The 17,830-nt window shown below is 59.5% G+C and carries 18 protein-coding genes and 1 tRNA gene; 12 read left to right on the top strand and 7 right to left on the bottom strand.

The annotated features are described in order from the left end of the window. Position 1 precedes the first annotated feature (1 nt). The 4 genes from ACXMYO_RS02445 to ACXMYO_RS02460 form a co-directional block, all read right to left on the bottom strand. Positions 2-856 carry a substrate-binding periplasmic protein gene (locus ACXMYO_RS02445; RefSeq protein WP_457807706.1) on the bottom strand — a complete coding sequence of 285 codons (855 nt, stop codon included), beginning with the start codon at positions 854-856 and terminating at the stop codon, positions 2-4. Between the two features lie 71 nt (positions 857-927). Continuing rightward, positions 928-1,794 carry an ATP-grasp fold amidoligase family protein gene (locus tag ACXMYO_RS02450; protein ID WP_438766556.1) on the bottom strand — a complete coding sequence of 289 codons (867 nt, stop codon included), beginning with the start codon at positions 1,792-1,794 and terminating at the stop codon, positions 928-930. A gap of 406 nt (positions 1,795-2,200) precedes the next feature. Continuing rightward, the gene (locus ACXMYO_RS02455; protein WP_457807707.1) at positions 2,201-3,391 is read right to left on the bottom strand and encodes a CynX/NimT family MFS transporter; all 1,191 of its coding nucleotides are present in this window, start codon (positions 3,389-3,391) and stop codon (positions 2,201-2,203) included. 173 nt (positions 3,392-3,564) lie between these two features. Then, positions 3,565-4,170: an HAD family hydrolase gene (locus tag ACXMYO_RS02460; protein WP_457807708.1), complete on the bottom strand. Its 606-nt coding sequence runs from the start codon at positions 4,168-4,170 to the stop codon at positions 3,565-3,567. Between the two features lie 149 nt (positions 4,171-4,319). Between ACXMYO_RS02460 and ACXMYO_RS02465 the strand changes: the two genes are divergently transcribed. Together ACXMYO_RS02465 and ACXMYO_RS02470 are read left to right on the top strand one after the other, a co-directional pair. After that, a complete protein-coding gene (locus tag ACXMYO_RS02465) occupies positions 4,320-4,643 on the top strand; it encodes a hypothetical protein (RefSeq protein ID WP_457807709.1) in 324 nt (107 codons plus the stop codon). Between the two features lie 184 nt (positions 4,644-4,827). Continuing rightward, entirely contained in the window at positions 4,828-5,898 is a 1,071-nt protein-coding gene (locus tag ACXMYO_RS02470; RefSeq protein ID WP_457807710.1) for a hypothetical protein, read from the top strand. A gap of 153 nt (positions 5,899-6,051) precedes the next feature. On the opposite strand, the gene ACXMYO_RS02475 is transcribed toward ACXMYO_RS02470, so the two are convergent. Beyond that, positions 6,052-6,939, bottom strand: coding sequence for a LysR substrate-binding domain-containing protein (locus ACXMYO_RS02475; RefSeq protein ID WP_457807711.1), 888 nt, complete (start codon positions 6,937-6,939; stop codon positions 6,052-6,054). Positions 6,940-7,185: 246 nt separating this feature from the next. Between ACXMYO_RS02475 and ACXMYO_RS02480 the strand changes: the two genes are divergently transcribed. The 4 genes from ACXMYO_RS02480 (at position 7,186) to ACXMYO_RS02495 (ending at position 11,747) form a co-directional block, all read left to right on the top strand. Continuing rightward, positions 7,186-8,157: a Bug family tripartite tricarboxylate transporter substrate binding protein gene (locus ACXMYO_RS02480; protein WP_457807712.1), complete on the top strand. Its 972-nt coding sequence runs from the start codon at positions 7,186-7,188 to the stop codon at positions 8,155-8,157. An 87-nt stretch (positions 8,158-8,244) separates the two neighbouring features. Next, positions 8,245-9,729 carry a sulfatase-like hydrolase/transferase gene (locus tag ACXMYO_RS02485; protein WP_457807713.1) on the top strand — a complete coding sequence of 495 codons (1,485 nt, stop codon included), beginning with the start codon at positions 8,245-8,247 and terminating at the stop codon, positions 9,727-9,729. Positions 9,730-9,738: 9 nt separating this feature from the next. Then, positions 9,739-10,242, top strand: coding sequence for a tripartite tricarboxylate transporter TctB family protein (locus tag ACXMYO_RS02490; protein WP_457807714.1), 504 nt, complete (start codon positions 9,739-9,741; stop codon positions 10,240-10,242). Then, positions 10,242-11,747, top strand: a complete 1,506-nt coding sequence (locus ACXMYO_RS02495) for a tripartite tricarboxylate transporter permease (RefSeq protein ID WP_438766569.1) — start codon at positions 10,242-10,244, stop codon at positions 11,745-11,747. The genes ACXMYO_RS02490 and ACXMYO_RS02495 overlap by 1 nt, the downstream gene beginning before the upstream one ends. 272 nt (positions 11,748-12,019) lie before the next feature. On the opposite strand, the gene ACXMYO_RS02500 is transcribed toward ACXMYO_RS02495, so the two are convergent. Beyond that, positions 12,020-12,096 (bottom strand) — tRNA-Arg (locus tag ACXMYO_RS02500). Between the two features lie 74 nt (positions 12,097-12,170). On the opposite strand from ACXMYO_RS02500, the gene ACXMYO_RS02505 reads away from it, so the two are divergent. Together ACXMYO_RS02505 and ACXMYO_RS02510 are read left to right on the top strand one after the other, a co-directional pair. Further along, positions 12,171-12,941, top strand: a complete 771-nt coding sequence (locus tag ACXMYO_RS02505) for a methyltransferase domain-containing protein (protein WP_457807715.1) — start codon at positions 12,171-12,173, stop codon at positions 12,939-12,941. Positions 12,942-13,053: 112 nt separating this feature from the next. Beyond that, a complete protein-coding gene (locus tag ACXMYO_RS02510) occupies positions 13,054-14,028 on the top strand; it encodes a methyltransferase (RefSeq protein WP_457807716.1) in 975 nt (324 codons plus the stop codon). A 15-nt stretch (positions 14,029-14,043) separates the two neighbouring features. Here ACXMYO_RS02510 and greB read toward each other — a convergent pair whose 3' ends face one another. Next, entirely contained in the window at positions 14,044-14,577 is a 534-nt protein-coding gene (gene greB / locus ACXMYO_RS02515; RefSeq protein ID WP_438766598.1) for a transcription elongation factor GreB, read from the bottom strand. A 212-nt stretch (positions 14,578-14,789) separates the two neighbouring features. On the opposite strand from greB, the gene ACXMYO_RS02520 reads away from it, so the two are divergent. From ACXMYO_RS02520 to cysD, 4 genes are all read left to right on the top strand, one after another. After that, positions 14,790-15,419: an NUDIX domain-containing protein gene (locus tag ACXMYO_RS02520; RefSeq protein ID WP_438766599.1), complete on the top strand. Its 630-nt coding sequence runs from the start codon at positions 14,790-14,792 to the stop codon at positions 15,417-15,419. Positions 15,420-15,423: 4 nt separating this feature from the next. Next, positions 15,424-15,873, top strand: coding sequence for a DUF1249 domain-containing protein (locus tag ACXMYO_RS02525; protein WP_457807717.1), 450 nt, complete (start codon positions 15,424-15,426; stop codon positions 15,871-15,873). A gap of 104 nt (positions 15,874-15,977) precedes the next feature. Continuing rightward, a complete protein-coding gene (locus ACXMYO_RS02530) occupies positions 15,978-16,721 on the top strand; it encodes a phosphodiesterase (RefSeq protein ID WP_457807718.1) in 744 nt (247 codons plus the stop codon). A gap of 191 nt (positions 16,722-16,912) precedes the next feature. Beyond that, entirely contained in the window at positions 16,913-17,824 is a 912-nt protein-coding gene (gene cysD, locus ACXMYO_RS02535; RefSeq protein ID WP_438768371.1) for a sulfate adenylyltransferase subunit CysD, read from the top strand. Positions 17,825-17,830: the final 6 nt, after the last annotated feature.

Consider the following 17,830-nt stretch of genomic DNA (forward strand, 5'->3'; position numbering starts at 1 on the left):
TTCAGGGCGTCTGGTTATCCTGATCAAACGTCAGCTCATGGCCGGGCATGCCGGGCTGGCCATGGCCGACCGAGATCATGGTCATCGCCCCGCCCGGGCGCGGCTTGCTGCCAAACCAGGTCTCGTAAAGTTCTACCAGAGTACCGTCGGCCTTCATCTGCTCGATTGCACGGTCCGCGCGATTACGCAGTTCGCGGTTTTCCCGGGAAAAGACCAGGCCAACCTGAGAGCCGGTATCGACATCAAACGCTACTGCCAGGCGCGGTTGCTGTTTGGCAATATGATCAGCGCTTGGGCTGTCGGCAATATTGGCGTCTGCCTGGCCGCTCATGACGGCCTGTACGGCGTCGGTATTCTGGTCATAGCGCTGAACGTCAAAGCCGTACTGCTCCTGATGGGCGCTGGCCCAGCTTTCAGATACCGAGCCACTATTGACCGCAAGCGTCATGCCTTCGAGGGCTTCAGGGCTTTCAATGCTGACGTCCTCCGGCATTAAAAAGCCGAGCTGATTGCTCATGTAGCCCTCGGTAAAGAGCATTTTTTCGGCGCGTTCACGGGTGATGTCGGTAGGGGCCAGGATCATGTCGTAGCGGTCGGCATAAAGACCGGAAAAGATGCTGCTGAAGGGCACATCCATGACATCGACATTGTCATAGCCCAGTCGTTCGGCAAGTTCATTGACCAGATCGATCGAGAAGCCACGGTAACCACCGCCGGGGTCCACCATCGCAAACGGGGCAAATCCGACATCGGAGGCAGCACGAAGCGTTTGCGACGCCTGCGCGGCCTGAGTGATGAAAGGGAGGGCGGTGGTGCCGGCCAGCGCCAGAATGCGAAGCATCTTGCCAGGTGTCATGAGCGTTCCCTGAAATTTTTTGGAAAAAGCCTTTTGAAAGGCATGTTTGAAGCCACGATATTGCCGGTACGTTACAGCGGTACCTGCCGGGCCCGCGCCATTTCGCGATCGATCGTGAAAAGACTGCCGAGATAGTGATCCACCTGACGGTCAATCAGCTCCATGAAACCGCCGCCGGGGGTGAAGGTCAGCTCCCCGAAATAGATCTCGTCATCAAGGATGTAGAAATCCACCCGGACATAATCAAAGCCTTCTGACAGCTGCTCGGACAGGGCCAGCGCCCGGTCAAAGCCTGCTGGTTTTTCAACGGTAGAGACGTCCTCGATCTCTCGGGTTTCAACTCGTACGGGCTGCCAGTCCGGCGTAAGGCACACACGCTGATGGCCGCCGGCCTGAAAGCGCCCCACCATAATCTGAACAATGACAGTCAGTTTGCCGTTGCGGCGAAAGCAGTGAAACTTGTAGTCGCTGGGCGGTATCACGGGGTCACTGCCCAGACGTTGTTCAAACAGAAGTCGGGGCTTGATGGCACGATACTGGGTTTCACGATTCACGCGTGAAAAGTCGTCATTCAGCCAGTTTTGAGAGATGTCGTAGAGCTCGGGAAACGTCCACTGTGACTTGTCCTCGACCAGCAGATTGTAGCCACTGCCGTGGTTGCCCTTCATGACAAACCGCTCGGGCAGCGTCTTCAGAAGCTCAGGAGTCAGCTCATCGGCGGTGGCATAACAGGGAATCAGGTACTGCTCACCGATACGCTCGCGCACGTAATCACGCACGGCGATCTTGTCGCTCAGTACCGACATCGAAGGGGTCGGGTGGAGCTTGCGATAGCCGATCTTTTCGCTAAAGGTTGTGGGATTGGAAAGGTCGGGCAGCACACCAAAGGCGCGCCAGTGGCGCAGCATGGTGAAATGGCGATCGGAAAGGCACGCCATGACACGCCGCGTCAGTGTTTGTCGCAAGGAGACTAAGAGCAAGACGTTCTCTGATGATCGTTGTTGTATGGACAGGAACGCGGCAGTGTAGAACAGTTTTGTCGCTACAAATGTCGGTATTGTACCGATATGTAACCGGCCGTTCCTCTCGTTATCATGAGTTAATAATGGCGTCGATCGTCAGCCCGAGCGCTTTCTGTCAGGCCGGATCGGCAACGCACCGTGACATACCAGGGCTAATTCGACGGGGCGACACGATGAAAGAAGACATGATCGCAACGAGGACAGCCGGCCTGTTTGTCGGCTGGATCTGTCTCGAATGCGATGGATGCAGGCTCGGAAAGGTTATTAAAGGAGAGGCGGTCAACGGGACGCTCATGTGGCGCCCCGGGAGGTAACGATCGGCTCAGTCGTGCGGCCTGACCAGGCGATTGCGCCCGGCACCCAGTGCCACGCCCATGGCCCCCAGGCCGATCAGGCCCAGCAGGATACCCACCACGTCCCAGCCGCCGGACCAGTCGTGCAACAAACCGACCAGCAGCGGGCCGAAGGCGGCCAGCACATAGCCAAAGCCCTGCGCCATGCCGGAAAGTTCGGCGGCCGTGTCGGCGTCCGGGGCGCGCAGCGCCAGAAGTGTCAGCGCCATACTGAACGTACCGCCCTGACCGAGTCCCAGAATCACGACCCAGAGCCAGATGCTCTGGATGGGCGCATACAGACAGCCCGCCAGACCGCACAGGGTGAGCAGCATGACCGCAATCAGCACCGCGCGTTGATCCTTCATGCGGCTGCCGATCCATGGGGCCAGCAGCGCCGTGATCACCTGACACAGAATCGAGATCGACAGCGCCAGCCCCGCCGTGACCGGGGCCACGCCGCGGTCCTGCAAAATGGTCGGCAGCCAGCCAAATACCGTATAGGCCAGCGACGACTGCAGACCCATGAACAGCGTCACCTGCCAGGCCAGTGCGTTGCGATACAGCGGATGACTGCTTTTGGGGCGCACGCGAGTGGTGTGGGCAACACGAAGCTGGGGAATCCACACCAGTGCAGCGATCACCGCCGGCAACAGCCAGAAGGCGAGCGAGGGTTCCCACTGTTCCCCGAATGCCTGACGTAGCGGCTCGGTGGCTCCGGCGGCCAGTGAGGCGCCCAGATTGAGCGCCACGGTATAAAGCCCGGTCATCAGGCTGACCCGCGTCGGGAAGTCGCGCTTGACGATACCCGGCAACAGCACGTTCATGATGCCGATACAGGCCCCGGCCAGCGCCGTGAACACGAAAAGTCCCAGCGTGCTGGTGAAAGGGCGCACCAGCAGCGTCACGGCCAGCAGGATCAGGATAGCGAAGATGGTGCGCTCGGGACCGATGCGCCGCGACAGCCTGGGCGCCAGCGGGGCTGCAAGCCCCAGACAGATGACCGGCAGCGTGGTCAGCACGCCCTGGGCGGCCGGCGAGAGCGACAGCCCCTCGGCGATATTTTTCAATACCGGTGACACACTGGTCAGCGCCGGTCGCAGATTGATGGCCACCAGCAAAAGCCCCACCAGCGCCAGCGCCCCCTGATACCCCTTTTTCGTGAAGCTTACCGATGACATGCAACGACATTCCTGATTGGAAAAAAGTGCCCCATTCTGGGGCAGAATGTCGCGTCAGGATAGACGGCTGCACCATCAGGTGTCGCCAGTGAATCGATGCCGTGCTCGAATCAGACCACCAGGGCGCGTGCTCGATCATCGCTCACTGACCAGGCCCCACGCAGGTTTCGTGCTCAGTCGGAAAACAGAGCCGCTCTCAGCGCATGGCAATCCTTTAAATGGTAGTCGGCATGCTCGGGGCAGGTGTTGTCCGGCACGTTGACCATGACGGTACGCGTGCCGGCCTCACGGCCGCAGGCCATGTCGAGCGGGCTGTCACCCACCATCACGAGGCGGGCGGGCACTATCTCCCAGCGCTTTATGAAGTGTTCAAGCCCATCCGGTTGCGGTTTGGGTGGCGCATCCTCCCGACCCAGCACATCTTCATCGGCAAAGCAGTCGGCCAGGCCGATCTTCTCCAGCGTGATCCACGCCAGCTCGCGCGCGTTGCGGGTCAGAATGCCCAGCCGATAATCGCGCTCGCACAGTTCACGGATCAGCGCCACGGCCCCCTCGGCCGGCGTAGAACGCCCGGCCAGCTCGCGTTCGTGTTCCATCAGCCAGGCATGGCTGGCGCGGCGTTTTTCCTCAGGCAACGCCTCAAGATGCTCGAGGATGTCACTGTCGTCCGGGATGTCCAGCTCGCGTCGGATGAGCTGAAAATCATGCACGCCCACGGTCAGCGTGCCATCCATATCGAACACCCAGTGGCGGCAGTCGTTGAGGGATGCAATCGTCATGGGTCACCGATGGTCAGGGAGAGACTGTCATGGTGGCACGCCAAAGCGATGTTGGCAGGGCCCGTCTTGCAGATTTGTTCAGCCGGCGCGATAGTCGAACGCCGGATTAAAATTGACGCAAGCGCGCGCCGCGCGACAGGGAGTTCTCGATGAACGCTGCAAAAGCTCTTCTTTTGACAAGCGCCATGATGCTGGCGGTGGCGGCCGGTTCGACCCTGGCTGCTGACAACCCTACCGACTGCAGCCGGCTTGACGGTGCGCCGGGCGAGAACGGCAAAACCGGCACGGCAGATTGCCCGCAGGGCGGTCACGGCGGGACGGGCGTGGCCGGAAGGAACGGCGGCAGGGGAGGCGATGGCGGAGATGGCGGTGCCGGAGGTAGAGGAGGCAACGGCGGTGCTGGCGGTAACGGTGGTGACGGCGGCAAAGGCGGCGTTGATGGACAGGATGGGGCGGATGGGCAGGACGGATAAGGCAGTAAGGGCCGGCGGCTCTGAGGCCATTCGCTGCCCCCTTTCTGTCAACGAACGCCTGCTTTCAAGGTTGATTTGCCGAGGTTAGACCAAAAATAAAAATTAAGTTTTAGTACTTTTTAATTAAAGGACTACATTAAGGCTCCTGCTGTTTAATAAAAATACGTTCAAGGGAGTTGAACACATGCCGCAGCTGACCAAAAGCCAGTCCCAATCCTTCGCCTTTACCAAAGGCGGTGCCATGACGTTTGTCCTGCCGGAGGACGTCGATACCCTGGAGTTAAACGCCCTGTTCAACGAAAGCCGGGCAAGATCCGGTGAGACGCTGTCGGCCACCGCCCAGGGGGATGCGCTCGAGTCGCTGATGCTCGGTGGCACCGGTCGCATTGAATGGAACAACAGCGCCCTGGGTAACGCAGCGATAACCCATACGGATGCCAGTGCATTGACAGGTGGCCTTGAATATACGGCTTCAGCCGCAGTGCAGGAGACCATCGTGCTGGGCGCAAGCAGCAGTAGCACGGATGTGCTGTATTTTTCCGAAGACGCCTCACGTTACGGTCAGGATGGGAACGGCATCGACACGCTGGTCGGCTTTGATGGCATGAAGGACACGCTTTTGGTCAACGATGAGGTCATGGCCTCCTTTGAGACCATCAATTTTGATTATGCGGTGATGGCCTGGGATGCCGGCTCGCTGGAAGAAGCGTTCACCATGGCAGGGGAGATGGACAGCGGCGATGCCGTGATTCCCGTGCTGTTTGATGATGACTTCTATCTGTACCGCGACAGCGGCCCGGCCGGGCTGGATGAAAACGATTTTGCCCTGCGCCTGAGCGACATGACCGGCGGATTCAATACCCTGTCGGATCGTCGTGACATGATTTCCAAAATGGCGCCGGCCCCCGAGGGCCCCTTCACGGATGTGCAGGTGGAAGGACAGGTCAGTGGTACCGAAAACGCACCCGACAGCTTCGTGCTGGGCGACGATGACACCTGGTGGGGCAGCGTGATCACCGACTTTGAGCTGGGTATCGATCGCATTGACGTGTCCGGGCTGACCGGCTCGGATGGCGAGGCGCTGGCCTTTGCCGATATCCATGCGATGTACAACGGCAGCGGTACCGACCTGATGATCGATGACGGCGCGGCGACCAACACGATCACGCTGATCGGCATTCCCAAGTACGATCCGGGCGCCCCGGCGGGCGAGCTGCACCAGGCGATGGGCCCGGAAGATTTTCTGTTCGGCTGAGGGTCTGTCGGATTTGCCATACAGAAAAAGCCCCGCTTCGGCGGGGCTTTTTTGTGGTCGTGGATCAGGCCGACGATGACTCACTTTATCGGCTTTTGACTCTTGCGGATGTCAAAAGGCGTTAGCGTATATGACGTTTTGAACGTGGCGATCTTATTGACGAGAGGCGTCTCTGGCAACGGCCAGAAAATTGTTCAGTACCGGATTGGTGGCATTCGCCGACCAGGCCAGCACGAGCTCGGCGTGAGGTGCGTCAGGGTCGGACAGCGGGCGATAGACCACGCCTTCTATCGACAGGGCGGCGGCCGAGCGGGGAAGCAGTGTATAGCCAAGACCTGCACCCACCAGGCCAATGATGGCGTGAAGCTGATCAACTTCCTGGGCGATGGTGAATTCAACGTTATGGCGCTCGCATAAAGGTCTGAACACCGAGAGCAGATAGGTCGATTTATTGGCCGGCGCAATGACGATGCCATCGGTCATCAGGTCTGCAAATGCGATCGAGGTCCTTTGCGCCAATGGGTGGTCGGCAGGCAGCGCGACATGATACGGCTCGCGCAGCAGTGTCATGGTCTTCAAAGCGTCAAGGCCTGCAATGGGTCTCATCAGGGCAGCATCGAGGGTGTCTTCCTGCAGTGCCTGAACAAGCTGGGCCGAGATCAGTTCATGCAGTGCCAGTTGCACATGTGGATGATGACGGCGAAAGCGCGACACCGTTCTGGGCAGTAAGTGAAGTGCGGCGTTCTCCACAAATCCCAGTCGAAGTTTACCGATTTCTCCTTTCGATGCCCGGCGTGCGGCATCGATGGCAATGTCATATTGCGTCAGGACACGCCGGGCCTCTTCCACAAAGGCCTTGCCTGCTTCGGTAATCACGACCTGACGCTGGGTGCGTGAAAAAAGGGTCAGCCCCAGTTCACGCTCGATTCTTTGTACCTGCTGTGTCAGCGCAGACTGGCTGATGCCCAGTCTGGCAGCGGCTCTGACAAAGTGTCGCTCTTCTGCCAGTACGGCGATCGATAAAAGGTAGTTTAAGTTCACGGCGTTAGACTTGAGTAATAAATAAGTGATTCTTATTAGATTATCAAATTCTATTGGTTATTGTGGATTAAAAGCTGCTCTTGAGTTCCAGACTCTGCTTCGCTGAATCGCTGGAAACGATAAAAACAGGACTGTCTGCCTTTCGATACTGATTCGTAAAATATTTTTTATCAGTAACGCTTATAAAACGGGCAAGGCACTCTGGAAAGGGCGCATCAACCTGCATGACCCAGAGGGGATGACATCATGTTCAAACGCATTGCTCTACCGCTTGTAGGAATACTTTTCGCTTCCCTGATATGTTCAAACGCACAGGCTGCGCCATCGGACTGGCCGAAAAAGCCGATCCATCTGATCGTTCCCTATTCGCCCGGCGGTAATGTTGATCTCATCGGCCGAACCCTGAGCGAGCCGCTCAGCCGCGAGCTCGGACAGCCGGTTGTGGTAGAAAACCGTGCCGGGGCCGGTGGCACCATCGGCAGTGGCGAAGTGGCACGCGCCGACGCCGACGGTTACACGCTGCTGCTTGGTGACATCGCAACACACGGCATCAACCCGCACGTGTATGACAACCTTGCCTACGATCCGGTGGCCGATTTCACCCCTATTGTGCAGATTACCTCCGTGCCACTGGTGCTGGGTGTCGGGCCGCGTCTCGACGTTGCCAACTTTGAAGAGTTCAAAGAGCTTGCGGAGTCTCGTCCGGAGGACATCGATTACGCTTCGGCAGGGATCGGGACGCCTCAGCACCTGTCGTTTGAATATCTTGAGTCGCTGCTTGGCTTCGAGGGGCTGCACATCCCTTATCAGGGCTCCTCTCCGGCGCGGACGGCCCTGATTGGCGGTGAAGTCGGTGCCTTTATCGATGGCACGCTGGTGCCCGCTGTCCGGGAAGGCTCGATCAAGGCGCTGGCGGTCACCAGCGCAGAACGGGCACAGGCGCTACCGGATGTCCCCACGCTGTCCGAGCTGGGGGTCGATATGGTGTTCACGTCCTGGCACGGCCTGTTTGCGCCGGCAGACATCGACCCTGCCATCGCCGAACGACTCAACGAGGCAATGAACAAGGTGCTTGAGGCGCCAGACGTTCGTCAGCGCCTGGAAGCGGTCAGTATCGAAGTGATCGGTGGCACCGCAGATGAATTTGCCGCGTTTGTCGATACGCAGTCCGAAACGCTTGGCGAACTGGTCGAGATGGCGGAAGTATCGACGCAGTAACTTCAGAGCGGTTTATCCCCAGCGTGTCGCCGACCGGCAATCGGGTTCGGTGGGCGGCGATGCTCACTCTGTCAGGGAAGGTCATCCATGTCTGACTCAAGACCCAACGTTTTATTTATCTCCGTGGACCAGTGGCCGGCCGACCTGCTGGGCTGTGCTGGTCATTCCGTGATCGAGACACCCACACTGGATCGGCTGGCGGAGCTGGGCACACGCTATACCCGGTGCTATGCCGAGACGCCGATCTGCATTCCTTCGCGACGCTCGATCATGACCGGTGCCAGCTCCCGGTTGCACGGTGATCGGGAATTTCAGCCTTCATTGCCCATGCCCGCCGAGCTGCCGACACTGCCGCAGTGTTTCAAGGACAGCGGGTATCAAACGGCCATGACGGGCAAGCTGCACGTTTATCCAACCCGTGATCGCATCGGCTTTGAAGAGGCGTGGCTTGCCGAGGAGGGGCGCGGACAGATCGACGGTCCGGATGATTATGAAATATACCTGGCAGATTGCGGCTATGTCGGGCAGCAGTTTCTGCACGGCATGAGCAACAATGAGTACGAGTGGCGGCCCTGGCACCTGCCGGAGCACACCCATGTGACGTCCTGGACGACCACTACCGCGGCACGCATGATCAAGCGTCGCGACCCCACCCGCCCCGGGTTCTGGTATGTCTCCTATACGGCGCCGCATCCGCCACTGGTGCCGCTTGGCGCTTATCTGGAGCGCTATCGTGACCGCGACATGCCGGTGCCGATTCAATCCGAGTGGTCCCGGGATACGCAAAACCTGCCCTATATGCTGCGCGCCGTGCAGGAATACTGGCGCGATCTTGCCCCGGTGCAGCACGCGAACATGCTGCGGGCGTTTTACGCCCTGTGTACGCATATTGATCACCAGATTCGCATACTGATCGGAACGCTAAGAGAGGAAGGGCTGCTCGATAACACCATTATCTGCTTTACCGGTGATCACGGCGATATGCTGGGTGATCACGGTTTTTACGCCAAACGACTGATGTATGAAGGCTCGGCCCGCGTGCCGTTCATGATGATCGACAAGCGTGATGGCGGGCGTGTTGTGCCGGGTGCAGTCGATGATCGTCTCATGGGGCTTCAGGACATCATGCCGAGTCTTCTGGAGCTGGCCGGTATTCCCATGCCAGAGGGCGGCGACGGCAGAAGTGTAGTGGGCGGTGAACGCCGACAAACCTTCTACGGGGAGGCGTCTTCCGGGGTGCGGGCCACGCGAATGATTTGCGATGCGCGCTACAAGTTGATCTGGTACCCCGCGGGCAATCATTTCCAGCTGTTCGATCTGCAGGAAGATCCCCGGGAGGAGGTCGACCGAGTCCACGAGTCTGATCATGCCGATATCGTGGAACGCCTCAAGAAGGAGCTGATCGAGCATCTGTATGGCGAAGATCTGGAGTGGGTACGCGATGGCCAAATGATCGGCACCGAGGCGCCGGCGCACCAGGCGCATCATAACCGGGGTCTTTCAGGGCAGCGCGGACTTCACTATCCCGAACCGCCCAGAACCGATCCTTCCAAGCCTGTCGGATCCTGGTAGGAGCGTGCCATGAAAATGCGGTCCTTGAAGACACTGGCGCCGGTCGACTGGATTTCAGCGCTGGTCATGATCGTATTGGGTCTTGCCGTCGTCGTGGGGGCGCTGGATTACCGCCTCGGCACGGCAGGTCGAATGGGGCCAGGGTTCTATCCCATGCTGCTGGGGGGCCTCATGGTGCTTCTGGGGATGGGCGTTGCCCTCAAGGCGCTTTTTGAAAAGCCCGTTGAATCGCTATCTGAAAATGAGGCTACAAAAGACGCTCAGGAAGATGCCAAAAAAGCCCGGCGTTCGCTCATCTGTGTACCGCTGTCGGTTGGACTTTTCGGATTGTTGCTTGAGTCAGCAGGGCTGATTCCGGCCTGTGTGGCGCTGATAGTCGTGAGCACGCTGGCAGCACCCACATTCAGTATCCAGCGGCTTGTGGCACTGTGTCTGGGTGTACCGCTGCTGGTCGTGCTGATCTTTGTGGTCGGACTCGGCCTGCCCTTCACGCTCATTCGGGGAGTGTGGTAATGGAACTGTTTGCCAACCTCGCTCAGGGGGCGTCGGTCGCGCTGACCTGGTCAGCATTGATGTACTGCTTTCTCGGTGTGTTTCTGGGCATGGTGGTGGGCGTACTGCCGGGCGTTGGTCCACTGCCGGCGATCGCCATGCTGCTACCCATCACGTTTTACATTCCCCAGACCGAAGCCATCATCATGCTGGCGGGGATCTATTATGGCGGTCAATATGGCGGCTCGACGGCCTCCATTCTTCTTAATCTGCCCGGTACGCCTGCAGCAGCCGTCACGGCGCTGGAAGGCTATCCCATGGCTCAGCAAGGACGTGCCGGCATTGCGCTCTTTTTGACCGCAATCGCCTCCTTTGTGGGCGGTATCTTCGGTATTGTGCTGGTCGGGGGATTTGCGCCGGTACTGGCGTCCTTCGCTCTGGAATTCGGAGCGGCAGAGTATTTCTCGCTGTTGCTGCTGGCGCTTATCGGTGCCGCGGCAATCGGCGGTGGCACCTTTCTGCGCTCGCTGTTCATGGTTGTTCTCGGACTGTTCCTTGGCATCGTGGGCCAGGACGTCAATTCCGGACAGTTTCGTTATACCCTGGACATACCGTATCTGGCTGATGGTCTTAATATCGTCTCTGTGGCCATGGGCCTTTTTGGCGTCTCCGAGGTCATTGCGACAGCACACCGCCATCGCAATACTCAAAAGGAGAGCTTTGGGTTTCGCAGCATGCTGCCCAGCCGTGAAGATATTCGGCGATCATGGCCTTCTACCGGACGAGGCTCCGTTCTGGGGGCAGCCTGTGGCGTGTTGCCCGGGGCAGGGGCAGCAATGGCCTCTTTTCTGGCCTATGCGCTGGAAAGACGCCTTACCAAAACTCCGGAGCGTTTCGGCAAGGGCGCGGTAGAAGGGTTGACGGCGCCGGAGTCGGCCAATAATGCCGCCTCGCAGGCAGCGTTTATACCAACCCTGACCCTCGGGGTACCCGGCGACGCCGTAATGGCGGTCATGCTCGGTGCACTGATGATTCACGGTATTGACCCGGGCCCCGGTCTGATTACCGATCATCCGGATCTTTTCTGGGGGCTGGTCGTCAGCTTTTTGATAGGAAATTTGATGTTGCTGGTTCTGAACATTCCATTGATCGGTCTGTGGACACGGCTGCTTCAGATTCCTTACTCGGTCCTCTATCCGGCCATACTCACACTGATCTGCATTGGCGTGTACAGCATCAACAGCGCCACATTCGACATCTTCGTGGTCATGATCTTTGGTCTGATCGGTTATGGTCTGCTGCGTCTGGGCTTTCCGCCGGCACCGTTGATTCTTGGATTTATCCTGAGTCCAATGCTGGAGGAAAATTTCCGCCGGGCGCTGCTGCTATCGCGAGGTGACTGGAGTGTTTTTGCAACCAGCCCCATTAGCGGCGTTTTTCTCGCGCTCTCGCTGGGCATTCTGATACTGGCAGTGGTAATGGCGTCCAGAAACGCCATAAAGTTGCGCCGTGCTGACAGGGCATAAGCCCGTTTCCGGCGAGTTGATCGTTTCGGGCACGTTTCGTTATTTGAAAGCCAAGGAGCCTGCTCTGCACTTAGATATTGAAGCGCAGGGCAGGCTCTTGTTTTTACCGATACTTACCTGCCAATACAGCGATCACGTCAGGTGAAGATGATCATGACTATAAACAGGCTGCCGAGCAGAACAACGAACTTGACGCTGTCTCGGTAAAGCAGACTCATGTGCGGAGCAGAAAATATTGGGACAAGGGGAAAGGTAATCGGGCGGGTAATCAGTGGCGCCCCCGTCAGGATTCGAACCTGAGGCCTTCCCCTTAGGAGGGGGACGCTCTATCCAGCTGAGCTACGGGGGCGAAGCGGGCGCCATTATAGGGATTTCCCGCGTATAGTGAAACCCTGACGCACCTACGCTGCCAATCGAGCCCGCATGAAAGAACGCATCACGACGGACCGCCATTTCAATGGCATGGCCGAGAAGTTTGAAACCGCTCTGTATAACCACGCCCGGGGTCGGCTGCGTCTGGCGCTGTTGACGCGCGCCATCGAGTCTTCCATTCCGATGCAGGGCCAGCCGCTGGTCGATGTCGGGGCAGGGCTGGGGCAGATGGCGCACTGGGCCAGTGAGCGCGGCCATCCGGTCACCCTGCTGGAGCCAGCGGAGGATATGCTCGCTGCCGCGCGCGAACGCCTGGCCGGCAGCGATGCCTGTTTTCATCAGCGTGACCTGCAGAGCCTGCCCGATATTGCGCCCGGGCCGTGGCCGCTGATGTTTTGTCACGCGGTGCTGGAGTGGCTGATCGACCCGCAGGCGGCGGTTCGCTTATTGGCCGATCAGCTCGCCCCCGGTGGGTGGCTGTCACTGATGGTGTTCAACGAGGACGCGCTGCGCTTTTCCAACGTGGTAAAGGGCAATCTGCAAAAGGTGCTCGATGATCAGCTGGCCGGCTTTGGCACCCGCAAGCGCCTGACGCCGATCTCCCCGCTGCGCCATGAAGAGGTCGTGCGCTGGCTTGAGGCGGCCGGGCTCGAGGTCAAATCCATCACGGGCATCCGCGTGTTCCATGACTATCTGCGCGAGCGTGACCCGGACGAGGCCACGCTTGAACGGCTTTTCGAGCTGGAGCACCGCTATTGCCAGCGCGACCCCTACTGGCGCCTGGGGCGCTATCTCCATTACAGCGTTTATCGTCCGAGCTGATATTCTTCATCTCATGCAGGGCGCGTTACCGCAGGCGCTCGATCATATACCGTTATCTTCATGACCATGTCACAGGACAGGTCAGTCACCATTTGAGTAGAGCAGGGGATTCATGAGTTTTTCCACGCCCATGGGGCAATTGCTGGATCGACAGTCACCCGCCATCAAGGAGGGCGAGTGGTTGATCGCGCCGCCGCTGGATGAGGGGCTTTTGAACGGGGCGAAACGGTGCATCTGGAGTCTGGATCATCTGATTTCCGAAGTCTGGCGCCAGCACGGCCATGAAGTGGTCGAAGGCCTGACGGCGCCGGAAAACATGAGCGATGCACTGCTGTTCTGGCCCAAGACCATGGATCTGGGCCGCTGGTGGCTGGATCAGCTCAATGCCTGCTGTGCCTCGGGTAGTACGTTGCGCATCGTCGGCGAGCATCACGGCGGCGGCAAGCGGGTACCGGGCGAGCTGAAAACGCGGGGCATGTCCCACCAGCGTCTGGACAACGCGCGGCGCTGCTCGCTGTATCAGGCCACTACTGTGGCGGAAGACGCCGGCGATCACTGGTCACACTTTGAGGCGCTGGATCTCACACTGGTCAGCCATCCGGGCATCTTCGGTCATGGCCGCCTTGATGACGGGACCAGCATGCTGCTGGAGGTACTGCCGGCGCTGGAAGGGCAGGTACTGGATGCCGGCTGCGGCGACGGCGTGATCAGTGCCTGGCTGGCGCGCCAGGGCGCCGATGTAACGGCCGTGGATATCAATCATCTGGCGCTGGAAGCGACCCGTCGCACGCTTGCAGCCAATGATCTGAAAGGCGAAGTGCTCCCCAGCGACATGCTGGCGGCCGTCGAGGGCCCCTTTGAGGCTATTGTCAGCAACCCGGCCTTTCATCAGGAGCGCAGCGTGTCGATCGACCCGGCCCGCAAGCTGATCGAGCAGGCCAGCAAGAAGCTTGCGCCCAAAGGCGCGCTCTATCTGGTGGCCAACAGCTTTCTGCCCTATATGGATCTGATGAAAAAGCACTTCGGCCGCGTCGAGGTGCTCAAGGAAACCAGTCGCTTCCGGGTCTATCGCGCCAGCCGGCGCTGAGGCCCGGCCGTCACACTAACGCTCGGCGTAGGCGATGTCGGTAATGATATAGGTGGTCGCGCCGCCCGGAGCGTCCACCGTGACTTCAGCGTCCAGCGCCTTGCCCAGCAGGGCGCGGGCCAGCGGGGCATCCACGCTGATCCAGTGCTTTTTATTGTCGGTCTCATCGGGGCCGACAATGCGGATGCGCATCTCTTCGCCGTCGTCATCTTCCAGCGTCACCCAGGCGCTGAAAAAGACGCGATTGCGGTCTTCGGGCAGGCGGTCGACCACGGTCAGGGCATCCAGGCGCTTTTGCAGATACGCGATACGCGCGATGGTGCCGTTGAGCGCCTTCTTGTTGTAGGTGTAGTCGGCGTTTTCACTGCGATCGCCCTGGGCGGCGGCCTCGCCGGTCTTGCGTGACTGCTCGGGGCGGCGTACGCGCACCAGATGATCGAGCAGGCCTCGCATCGACTCAAACCCTTCCGGCGTGATCAGGTCGGTCTTTTTCTCCTGGCGCGGGTCCTTGGCCGGGTCGCGCCAGCGAGTCATGTTGCGTCCTTTCATGCAGACGGTGTCCGTATGATGATGGGGCGCTTACCATAATCGCCTCGCACTGTGCTGCCAAGGCTGCCGGCCGGCATGCGCTTGAAAGTCTCTGGCGGTGCATCCATAACCATGCCCACACTGGCCTTGTTGTCTGGCGCGTGCCGTTTTATCACTGACGCTGCTGCGCCCTTTGCCCGGCACCAGACTTCATTTTTTTCAGGAAAAAGCCGATGACGACTCGGGACACGACGCTACTCCCCCGCTTTGATGAAAACGATGTCGAGCACATCGAGGACACGCCGCTGCATCGCGGATTTTTCAATCTCGACCGCGTCGATGTGCGCTATCGCCAGTATCAGGGTGGCTGGAGCGAGACCGTCTCGCGTGAGGTTTTTCGTCATCACGACGCCGTGGGCGTGCTGTTGTATGACGTGGAACGTGACGCGGTGGTGCTGGTCGAACAGTTTCGCGCCGGTGCCATGGGCCGGGACTTCAGCCCGTGGCTGCTGGAGCCGGCCGCCGGTCTGATCGATTCAGACGAGTCGCCCGAAGCGGTCGCTCGTCGGGAGGTTCATGAAGAGACCGGCTGCCACGTCGAAGCGCTTTTAGAGATTCATCGTTACTTCCCAAGTCCCGGCGCCTGCGACGAGTACATCACGCTTTTTTGCGCGCTGGTGGATTCAGCCAACGTGGGCGGCATACATGGGCTTGAAGAGGAGCACGAGGACATCAGGGTGCGTGTGCTACCCTTCCGTGATGCCTGGGGATTGCTGGAAGACGGTACCATCAACAATGCCATGTTACTGATTGCGCTGTACTGGCTGGCCCGTGAGCGCCCGGCCCTCAGAGCAAGGAGATAGTCATTTGAGTAGACGAAACGCTTACGTTACCGATCTAAGAACGCTACAGGCCGAGTGTACGGCCAATTTCGTGCGTCTTGACCGGCTGCTGGGCGACACCGTGGCCGGTGAAAGAGTGGAGCTGCCGCTGGCCAGCCATACCGCGCGTTTCGGGACCCTGCATCTTGAGGTCATGGAGCGTGCGCCCTATACGACCATCGTGCGTGTGTTCCAGAGCGGCGTGCTCGATGACATGATCGATGCGCCGCGCATGGTGGTGCATCTGTACCACGACGTGCAGATGGCAGAAGTGAACGATTTTCAGCGCAAGCGTCACTTCGAGGGACGCTATCGCTATCCCAACGCCCACATGCATCAGCCCGACGAGAAGCTGCAGCTCAACCGCTTTCTGGGCGAATGGCTGGAGCATGGTCTGGCCCACGGCCATGACACCCGCGTGTTTGAAACGCCCTGACCCGTGCGGCGCTCCGCGCTCACTCCGGCTCGTTCTCTTCCTGTCTGTCATGTCGCGTTACCCTGACCGCCTCGGGGCGGTGACCCTGTTTCAAGGAGCCTGTCATGCTGATCGTTCAGCTCTCGGACAGCCATCTTGGCGCCGACCCCGCGCAGCGCTATCGCGGCGTGGATGTTCAGGCGCGTATGAATCTGATTCTGGCCCGCGTTGGTGACTACCGACCGGATCTGATCATCGTCAGCGGCGATGTCAGCGATGACGGCTCGATCGAATCGTATCAGCGCGCTGCCGAGCAGCTCGACGCCCTGGGCTGTCGCTGGGTATGGCTGCCCGGCAATCATGACCACCCCGTCACCATGGCCGACGTGCGCCCGCTGGAAACGGTCGTTTATTTCGGCGGCTGGCAGATCCTGCTGCTCAATAGCTGGATCGAGGGAGAAGAGGGCGGGCGGCTGGGCCCTGATCAGCTAACGCATCTCGAGGCGCAGCTGGCAGGCGACACCACACCGGCACTGATTGTGCTGCATCACCCACCGGTCAGTGTGGAGGCGGCATGGATGAACGAAATCGGTCTTGAGGATCGTGACGCGTTCTGGGCAGGACCTGGCCGATTTGATCATGTGCAGGCCGTCTTGTGTGGCCACATCCACCATGAGCGAACCTGTCTGCATAACGGCGTGCCGGTGATGTCGGTGCCGGCCATCGCGGCGCAGTTCGCGCCCGACAGCCCGGAGTTTGCCGTCGATGACCGCGCCCCGGGCGGCTTTCGCCTGATTCGCCTGTCCTTTGAGGCGTTGCAGCAGCCCTGTCTGTCAACGCGCGTCGAATACGTCGCGACTGATCGGTGATACGCTCGAGGACGGCTTTTATAGCTTTAACGTCTAAAGGAAGAAACGTTGATTCTTTGACGTTATGAAGGCGGCTCGCTAACGTGAGGGCCATTCTTGTTTGCTCGTGACGTTTTTTATCGCGAGACACCCCGTTTACAGCGTCATCGTCGCCCGGCGATGGCGTTTGGTCATGAGAGGTTGTGACACGCATGCTTTCTCCCGAGCGGCAAACCCATTTGAAACAGCTCGAAGCCGAGTCGATGCATATCATTCGCGAGGTGGCGGCCGAGTTTCGCAACCCCGTGATGCTCTATTCGATCGGCAAGGACTCCTCGGTCATGCTGCATCTGGCCCGCAAGGCGTTCTACCCCGGTACCCCGCCGTTTCCCCTGATGCACGTCAACACCACGTGGAAATTCCACGAGATGATCGAGTTTCGTGATCGCATGGCGGCCGAAACCGGCATGGAGCTGATCGAGCACATCAACGAGGAAGGGCGCGAAGCGGGCATCAACCCGTTCGATCACGGCAGCTCCAAGTACACCGACGTCATGAAGACCCAGTCGCTCAAGCAGGCGCTGGACAAGCATGGCTTCGATGCCGCTTTTGGCGGCGCGCGTCGCGATGAAGAGGCCTCGCGTGCCAAGGAGCGCGTCTACTCGTTTCGCGATCAGTACCACCGCTGGGATCCGAAAAATCAGCGCCCGGAGCTGTGGAGTCTGTACAACGGCCACATCAACAAGGGCGAGTCGATCCGTGTCTTCCCGCTGTCCAACTGGACCGAGCTGGACATCTGGCAGTACATCTATCTCGAATCGATTCCGATCGTACCGCTGTACTACTCCGCAAAGCGTCCGGTCGTCGAGCGCGACGGCACGCTGATCATGGTTGATGACGAGCGTATGCCGCTCAATGAGGGCGAAGTGCCCGAGATGAAGTCCGTGCGGTTTCGAACGCTGGGCTGCTATCCGCTGACCGGCGCGGTGGAGTCCGAGGCGGCAACGCTGCCCGACATCATTCAGGAAATGCTCCTGACCCGTACCAGTGAACGCTCCGGACGCGCCATCGATCACGATCAGGCCGGCTCCATGGAACGCAAGAAACGCGAAGGTTACTTCTGAGGCGCA

Source organism: Kushneria sp. EE4, from assembly GCF_977968315.1.

Bases quoted from the DNA above. Each gene is read 5' to 3' on its own strand.
- ACXMYO_RS02510 (WP_457807716.1), top strand. From the start codon at position 13,054: ATGAGTTTTTCCACGCCCATGGGGCAATTGCTGGATCGACAGTCACCC.
- ACXMYO_RS02445 (WP_457807706.1), bottom strand. From the start codon at position 856: ATGACACCTGGCAAGATGCTTCGCATTCTGGCGCTGGCCGGCACCACC.
- ACXMYO_RS02505 (WP_457807715.1), top strand. From the start codon at position 12,171: ATGAAAGAACGCATCACGACGGACCGCCATTTCAATGGCATGGCCGAG.
- ACXMYO_RS02485 (WP_457807713.1), top strand. From the start codon at position 8,245: ATGTCTGACTCAAGACCCAACGTTTTATTTATCTCCGTGGACCAGTGG.
- ACXMYO_RS02470 (WP_457807710.1), top strand. From the start codon at position 4,828: ATGCCGCAGCTGACCAAAAGCCAGTCCCAATCCTTCGCCTTTACCAAA.
- ACXMYO_RS02530 (WP_457807718.1), top strand. From the start codon at position 15,978: ATGCTGATCGTTCAGCTCTCGGACAGCCATCTTGGCGCCGACCCCGCG.
- ACXMYO_RS02495 (WP_438766569.1), top strand. From the start codon at position 10,242: ATGGAACTGTTTGCCAACCTCGCTCAGGGGGCGTCGGTCGCGCTGACC.
- greB (WP_438766598.1), bottom strand. From the start codon at position 14,577: ATGAAAGGACGCAACATGACTCGCTGGCGCGACCCGGCCAAGGACCCG.
- cysD (WP_438768371.1), top strand. From the start codon at position 16,913: ATGCTTTCTCCCGAGCGGCAAACCCATTTGAAACAGCTCGAAGCCGAG.
- ACXMYO_RS02520 (WP_438766599.1), top strand. From the start codon at position 14,790: ATGACGACTCGGGACACGACGCTACTCCCCCGCTTTGATGAAAACGAT.
- ACXMYO_RS02450 (WP_438766556.1), bottom strand. From the start codon at position 1,794: ATGGCGTGCCTTTCCGATCGCCATTTCACCATGCTGCGCCACTGGCGC.
- ACXMYO_RS02490 (WP_457807714.1), top strand. From the start codon at position 9,739: ATGAAAATGCGGTCCTTGAAGACACTGGCGCCGGTCGACTGGATTTCA.
- ACXMYO_RS02480 (WP_457807712.1), top strand. From the start codon at position 7,186: ATGTTCAAACGCATTGCTCTACCGCTTGTAGGAATACTTTTCGCTTCC.
- ACXMYO_RS02460 (WP_457807708.1), bottom strand. From the start codon at position 4,170: ATGACGATTGCATCCCTCAACGACTGCCGCCACTGGGTGTTCGATATG.
- ACXMYO_RS02465 (WP_457807709.1), top strand. From the start codon at position 4,320: ATGAACGCTGCAAAAGCTCTTCTTTTGACAAGCGCCATGATGCTGGCG.
- ACXMYO_RS02455 (WP_457807707.1), bottom strand. From the start codon at position 3,391: ATGTCATCGGTAAGCTTCACGAAAAAGGGGTATCAGGGGGCGCTGGCG.